The 4,367-nt window shown below is 48.5% G+C and carries 3 protein-coding genes; 1 reads left to right on the plus strand and 2 read right to left on the minus strand.

Features of this window, described 5'->3' with window-relative positions:
* On the minus strand, positions 1–1,878 hold a 1,878-nt coding region (locus ABGY95_RS01225; protein ID WP_347439855.1), incomplete at its 3' end, for a family 16 glycoside hydrolase.
* A gap of 14 nt (positions 1,879–1,892) precedes the next feature.
* Positions 1,893–3,011, minus strand: a complete 1,119-nt coding sequence (locus tag ABGY95_RS01230; RefSeq protein WP_347439856.1) for a c-type cytochrome — start codon at positions 3,009–3,011, stop codon at positions 1,893–1,895.
* A gap of 186 nt (positions 3,012–3,197) precedes the next feature.
* Between ABGY95_RS01230 and ABGY95_RS01235 the strand changes: the two genes are divergently transcribed.
* The coding region (locus ABGY95_RS01235; protein ID WP_347439857.1) for a discoidin domain-containing protein at positions 3,198–4,367 on the plus strand (1,170 nt) is incomplete at its 3' end.

Below are 4,367 nucleotides of genomic sequence, written 5' to 3' on the forward strand. Positions count from 1 at the left end.
AGCATTGACGCGAGGCGGGTGTTGGCCATAGATGGCCCCGCAACTCCCGTCAGCACAGGTGGGGTTTTTATAACCATTCATCACCTGAAGCTCATAACCTGACATGAGAAAAATGCCGGAATTCCCATAGAGCTGCCCATTCCACTGGGGATCATCTGAAGGATCGAAACGAAACTCGAGATGGATTCGGGAAGAGCCATAGGCCTCCTTGGTCAAGTTATTCCCTTTGCTACGCGGCATTACGCCTTGAGCATCAAACTGCCAGTTTGGGTTACTCCACTGAGACGCATCCAACACTGTGGCCCCCTGGGGTACTGCTAGAACACAGTCCTCAGCTGGCAAGGGCTCGACAACCGGTGGCTGGGGACGGCGACCATCATTTCGTATCCAGCCCGAACCTGTGAGAAGAATCGGTGACTTGGCGCGGGGTGCTGCCTGTTTTGTCGGGAGCGTTTTATTTAGAGTGTAGAAAATAGTGTCGAAATCAAGCAGCTTGGCCGACGCATTATTTTGGTCGGAAAATTCCAAAGCATAGACGTTTCCAGGATGCAGTGGCACATCAAACGTCACAGTCTTTCGGTCTTCAGAGAGATTATAGTTGCTCACAGCTAACTTCTTTTCATCCACCTTCGGAGATCCATAGGTACTGTAGTAATGATACTTCCAGCTGGAAACTGTAGGGATGACTTCCTCTCCAATTGCTTGGGTAAAGTTCACCTTGAAACCCGTCTGAGTAAGCTTAGCGGAGTGAATAGCAAATGGGACTGTCTTGCCGTCCCACTCAGCGTACTGAAGAGCTGTGCGTTTGCCTCCTCTACTGCGCCATCCACGGCCAACTTGAGCCGACCATAAGCGACCTTGTGCATCGAAGGACATCTTCACAGGACCAGAAGTAGTTCCACGGAGGAAATCGACACACCAACCTTGATAGTCCCCACCAACCTCTTCAACACCACAGCGGAAATAGTTCGACTGGGTTTGGTCACCGATAAAAATCTGCCCATGAAATGGTCCAAATTTCCCACCCGTTGTGTCCCAAACTGGACTACCAGGTGAGTTCGAAATCACTTCGCGAGGAAACCAAACGGCAGGAAGACTGCGGATCTTGGCAAAGTCGGCTGCCGACATTTTACTGACACTTTCTTTAGTAAAGTCAGGTCGCTCAGGGAGCGAGGCCGGGTGCCCGTAGAAGTTCCCTTCACGCACATGGTAGAGACAACAGTCAGCAACCCAGTCGCCTTGGTTATCGGTGATAAATAAGTCATCTTCCGGGCTCATGCCAATACCACAGGGAGAACGGAATCCAGAGGCTATCGGTTGAAAGTGGCCAGGTCGATCTGATCGGTAAACCCATCCACGCCAAGGAGCCGTGTAAGCCATATTGCCACCTCCAATACCTTTCTCTTTTCCATCTGGCACCGTGTAGTCACCTCTGGCAGCGAGATTGAGCGATGCATATTTACGACCAAGGGAATCAACTACCGGTCCGTAATGATACTCGTGGTATTCACCCGTGATACCAAAGCCATCAGTAATACATTCATAACGATCACAGACTCCGTCTTTATCTACATCCACCAAGCGTGTGAGCTCTGTTTTTTGAGCCACATAATAGGCGTCCTCCTCTTGATCATAGTAGATACCATTAGGCTCCATTATGTCTTCGGCAAAGAGCGACCACTTTTCATTTCTGTACTCCCAAACCTCGCCCTCCCAAGTAGCTACCGCAAGGCTGCCATCGGGTTTGTGGCAGAGACCGAGAATCGTAGCTGCCTTAGTTGGCAGCGGCACCGTCTCTAGAGTGTATCCTGCTGGGATTTGAGCAACGAGCTTACTAGCAAAGAGCAAGAACAGGCTGAGTGTGATAGATAATTTCATATAAAAAAACGATTCTACTTTGTAGTAATTGTAAAGGATTGGCTGCCATTAGGGGCTATGGTGAGAGCTCTAAGCTTGCCGTCTACTCGTCCGTGAATCACGGCTTTGTCACCTTGGGTTTCGTATGCAATGAAATCAAATTTTGTCGGTTTGCTAAGACTTTTGCCCAGATCAGAAATCGGGCTACCCTTTACCTCTGAGGGAGCGGCACTGCGATCTGGCAAAGAAGGAGTCTGATTGACGAAAGCCCCGTGCCAAGCATGACTGACCGTACCATCCTCCGGATTGAAAGAAACTATAACCTTGTTCGGCAACAGACACAACAGCGATCGTGGAGGGATATTACGAATCCACTTACGGATCACCTTAGCATTCGGTCCAGCGTGAATTTCCTTGGGGATACTTCCAGCCAAACTACTCCCGTGAAGCCTGAAGCTACCACCACCTGTGAGATTAACCAAGGAGCCACTCACCCGCCAGCCATGACGTTTCTTGCTTTCGTGCAGCAAATCAAAAGAATATGTTCCAGATTTAAGTTTTACCGTTTTACTGATGAGCTTTTCCTGCGGTTCATCTGGGTCATAAGAATACACTTCCTCACCATCTATATAAACCACAGTACGGCCATGGGAATTAAGCTTAAACTGGTAATCTCCTGGGGTTTTAACGTAAAGTTTTGCCTGCATCCGGACTCCACCCTCATGTTTGTGGTCAATCCATAAGCTATTTTCTGGTATTGGCGTTTGTTTACTAGACTCGGTTGAGTTAAACAATTCAGGAGTTAGCGGTTCACCTAGGAAACGATTATCAGCATAGTAGGAGCGCACAACCTCGCGGAAACCTGCTTGCTGAGAGAGAATGAAATCGCGCAGGGCTGTGATATCCTCTGCTGGATACACATCCTTGTAGGCAATCATCTCGGTTCCTGGAGCGCCATTATTAATGGTATCTAGGATAGCTTGTGGTGATGAGCCGTGTTGCCAATAATCGTCATTCAATGAGGGACCTATTCCACCTTCAAGGTTTGGCCCATGACAAGTGAAGCACATTTGCTTGTAGATAATCTCTCCACGCTCAGGACTAGCATGAAGTATCGAAGTGAAAATTGTGGCGATGATAATATTTTTGAACATGTGAACTGGCTAACCTTAAGTTGGTATATCTTATTATTAATACTACTACGCGAATCCAGAATTCCTATCGTCATTTTGGATGATACATGTCGGATGCATTCTTTACGAACAGATCTGGACGCCCACTTTTTCCTATCATTCGTATGAATGATAGCGCGCTCAGCGAGTCAATGTTACTAATAACCTATGCTTATACTTCGCGAAAGACTAATCTTCCACCTAATGGTGAGTCTTTTGACTTTAGACAACGTATTTGCAGATGAGCTCACTTCCGACCTCTCCATCAGTCAGCTAGAAAATCGTCTACTAGAAATTGATAGCGAACTCGACGGGCTTGCTGATTACAGTTTACGTAGCGGCATCGGAACCGTTGGCTTTCGTTCCAAGGACCACCCAGACCCCTACCATACTGAATGGATACAGATCGAGCTAGGTGAAGCAACCCCAGTTGATCAAATTGTGCTGGCACCCACCATTTGGCGCGATACCAAAATAGGCCCGCAGGCCGACGGATTCCCAGTGGCATTTAAGCTGATTGTGGGTAACGGCCAAAGATCTAATGTGGTCGCCACCTATGATGCCGAGGACAACCTGCTTCCTCGCGTCGCCCCGCTCTCTGTCTCTTTTCCCGCGGTTTCAGCGACTTGGATGCGTATCGAAGCCACCCAGCTATCACCCAGAATATGGGATGGCCGCTATATTTTACAACTCTCGGAAGTATTGGTCTTTAGCGGAACGGAAAATGTAGCTTTACGAGAAACCGTCAAAGTCTCATCAAATTCCAAACATCGAGGACGATCGCGGATCAAAGAATCGCTGGTGGATGGCTTCATGCCGTACGAGCTGAATGCTGCACATGGCGAGCAAAGCATTGCATTCATGAGTCCCAGCGGGATTGGAAGTCAGCCAACTCTCAGCATTGATCTCGGAGAAGTCCACACACTTAACCGGATTCACCTACATACCCCTGAATTGAGCGATACTGTGCCCCAATCCTCTGAACCTGGGCAAGGCATCCCAAAAAGATTACTCATCGAAGGCGCAAACCGGCCTGATTTTTCCGATGCGACCGTCTTGGTCGAATACCACATGAAGTCGATATTTGATTCGGGGCCCATCATTATGCGCCGCTTTCCCGAAACCGGATGCCGCTATATTCGCCTAACTGCAACCGAGCCCTATATAAATCAAGGTCTCCATCATGGCTCTCAGATCGGCTTTGCCGAAATCGAACTATTCTCAAAGGGACGGAATGTGGCACTAGGAAAACCAGCCAAAGGCAACTTTAAAATCCATCCTGACCGGTCTTTTTCCTCACTCACCGACGGCCGCAACCTGTACGGAACCATTCTACCC

The organism is Rubritalea sp. (assembly GCF_039830215.1).
GTDB lineage: Bacteria > Verrucomicrobiota > Verrucomicrobiia > Verrucomicrobiales > Akkermansiaceae > Rubritalea.

Coding starts and splice junctions, on each gene's coding strand:
- ABGY95_RS01230 (WP_347439856.1), bottom strand. CDS start 3,011: ATGTTCAAAAATATTATCATCGCCACAATTTTCACTTCGATACTTCAT.